This window comes from Phyllobacterium sp. (assembly GCF_037994405.1).
Taxonomy (GTDB): domain Bacteria; phylum Pseudomonadota; class Alphaproteobacteria; order Rhizobiales; family Rhizobiaceae; genus Phyllobacterium.
Genome location: NZ_JBBNAN010000484.1, coordinates 1 through 2,727 on the forward strand (window position 1 = coordinate 1; position 2,727 = coordinate 2,727).

Annotated in this window: 4 protein-coding genes; all 4 read right to left on the minus strand. The window is 55.6% G+C overall.

Annotation, left to right across the window (positions count from 1 at the left end; genetic code table 11):
• A partial coding sequence (locus AAAC48_RS26800) for a hypothetical protein (RefSeq protein ID WP_340657114.1) occupies positions 1–506 on the minus strand: 506 nt, incomplete at its 3' end.
• Positions 507–549: 43 nt separating this feature from the next.
• Complete coding sequence (locus AAAC48_RS26805; protein ID WP_340657115.1) at positions 550–1,944, minus strand: selenium-binding family protein; 1,395 nt, start codon at positions 1,942–1,944, stop codon at positions 550–552.
• Between the two features lie 212 nt (positions 1,945–2,156).
• On the minus strand, positions 2,157–2,429 hold the full coding sequence (locus AAAC48_RS26810; protein WP_340657117.1) for a copper-binding protein: 273 nt from the start codon (positions 2,427–2,429) through the stop codon (positions 2,157–2,159).
• Positions 2,430–2,477: 48 nt separating this feature from the next.
• Positions 2,478–2,727, minus strand: a 250-nt coding sequence (locus AAAC48_RS26815; protein ID WP_340657116.1) for a plastocyanin/azurin family copper-binding protein, incomplete at its 5' end; no start/stop codon positions are given.

Genomic DNA, 2,727 nt, shown 5'->3' on the forward strand with positions numbered 1-2,727 from the left:
GCGATAATCAGGATCACTGCGAGCATTGCCGCCATATGGGTGCCTACGGCGGCCAACGCTATTGGAAGAGAGCCCGCTGCCGTCAGTTGCCGCGCAGGGCTTTCCGAGAGGCACAGTGGTATCACGACCGGCACAAGCATGAGCCCAGCGCCATGCGCAGTCGCCATCACGAACGACCAGATCCCAAGCCCCGTCAAGCCCGTTGTCATCCCAACGCGGACGCGGTGGCGGTGGCCATAGAGAGCATGATAGGTGGCCCAGGCCACGAGCAGCACGCCAGCAATCACTTCCAGCAGATGCTGGTCCACGATGAGGCCGAGCAACACCACCACCACCGCAACGACGGCAACTGAAACCGTGTGCCCTATCGCAATAGGTATTAGCGACACCAGCACGGTACCGCGGCTGTTTCGGTGGAGACCGAGCGCTACTGCAAAGAGCCAGCCCATTGCGGGGTTGAGGCCATGGAACGCGCCAAGGCCAGCAAGCACCAGCCAAGGCGACATTGAGTTCATTTGCCGCGACTATTCGTTTTGGGCGCTGGTATCATCAAGGATAGCAGTAGGAATCGGACGAACAATCGCCTCCCTCCAGACGCACCTGATGCGGCCGGTGGCCTTTGGGCCAATCGACAAAGAAATTCTCGTCGAAGCTGATCCCGCCATTTTCGCCTACATTGAGCTTCACCATCCAGCCGTCGATACCCTCCGGATAGAATTGCGGGTCGATGGCGCCGTAGAGAGAGTTTGTAAAGTAGACCCGTTTTCCATCGCGGCTGATCTCGACCATTTGCGGGCCACCATTGAGAGCGCCGTTCTTCGCCTTGGGATGTGTCTCACGGGATACGATGCCTCCAATGCGAACCCTGCCCGTCTCCTTAGGGCTGAACGGGTCTGATACATCGTACTGGATCATATCTCCGGTGCCCCAGCAGGAAACATAGAGGAAGCGGTCATCCATCGACAGGTCGATATCGGTTACGAGCGGCGCAACAGCCTTGAAGCCCTGCAGTACAGGTGGCAGCTGGCTAGGATCTGCCGGTTCAGCCGGAATCTCTATCACCTTTTTCGCGGCCCACTTGTTGCCATCGCGATACCAGGTCCAGATCGAGGCCGAGAGATCCTTGAGGCTGATGACGCAGCCTACAAAGCCATAGGCTTTGGTTGGGTCGTGCGCGGGGCGCAACTCAAATACGAGTTGATGCTCCTCGCCGAAGTCGATCTCCTGGAGATGTTTGCGCTTGTGGAGGTCCCAGAAATGCAGCCTGCGCCCATACTTACTGCCCAGCAGTATCTCCGGAACCAGCCCGTCCTCGAATGTATCCGGCGTTCCCCATTCGCTGGTCACCATCGTATCATGTCCAAGGTGCCACCAGAAATCGTAGGCGAGCTTCTGCGGCCCCCGGTCCATCTCCCATTGGCCTAGAACATTGAAGCTTTCGCCGTCGAGCAGGAATATTCCGCCTGGCGCCTTGCCCTCTGCGTTTCCGAGCGCATTCACATAGATACCTTCGGGGCCGCAGTGGATAGTGTGCAGGCGCGAATAACCCGCCTTCTCCGCGATTTCTTCCGGTTCGATAACCTTGATGATCTTCGGGTTTCTGGGGTCGGGCTTGGTATCGACAATATGCAATCTTGATGAGCGCAGGCCCGGTACGACCAGGTAACGTCGCTCCATGTGAGGGTGCGGCGCGTTGGGACAAAGACATGATGAGCAGGCATTCCAGCCGAAATGATGCAACTCGTCGCCGGCGTTCGGCATATCGACCTGCCCAACGATCTGAGAATAGGATGCGGATGCTGGATCGACATCGACGACCGCTATTGCATCGGGCTTTTTGCGATCGGGATCGAAGGCCGCGACGTAGGCAAGTTTTTCTTCCGGTGCCTTGGCGGCCATTCTCGGTGAGGGATAAAATGATGGATCAGGTTGCCAGGTTGCCATGATGGAACTCTCCAATTGATTAAAAAACGGAGTTTGCGACGCAGATTCCACGATGAATATTGTCGACCACCTTCGCACCTGAAGGAGGTGGTGTCCAATCAAGTCATTTGACGGGAAGTAGCCTTCTGGAACGGGCTTGATCAGCGGCTTGTGAGGCCGCTGATTCTTCTCGTTGCAGCTTTCTCTGCCACAACATCACATTCGAATTATCGTCATTTGATCTCGGTGACCGTCAGTTTGCCGTTGATCTTCTCGGCAACGAATTCTATCGGCTGCCCCTCCTTGGCTTTCCCCAACAGAGCTTCGTCACTTACTACGAAGACCATCGTCATGGCAGGCATGTCAAGGTTTTTGAGTTCCTGGTGCTTGATGGTGATTTTGTTCTGCTTGAGGTCTATCTTCTTGACCTCACCCTTGGTGTATTCCGCAGCTAGCGATGCGGTTGAGATTGCCGCAGCAGCAATTACGATGAGAGCGGATTTGATGAAAAATTTCATGTCGGTTTCCTTTGTTGGTTGGACGGTCTTGGATGCTTATGGAGTAACTGTAATTTCGCCCTTCATGCCGGACTCGTAATGGCCGGGAATGAGACAGGCGAAGCCGAATTCGCCGGCCTTAGCGAACGTCCAGATGATTTCGCCCTTTTCTCCAGCGGCGAGGCGAATGGAATTGGGATCGGCATGTTCCATTTCCGGGAACTTCTGCATGAGTGCCTTGTGTTCCTGAATGCCCTTGTGACGATCCATGACGAACTCATGGTCAGTCTCACCCGTGTTGTTGAAC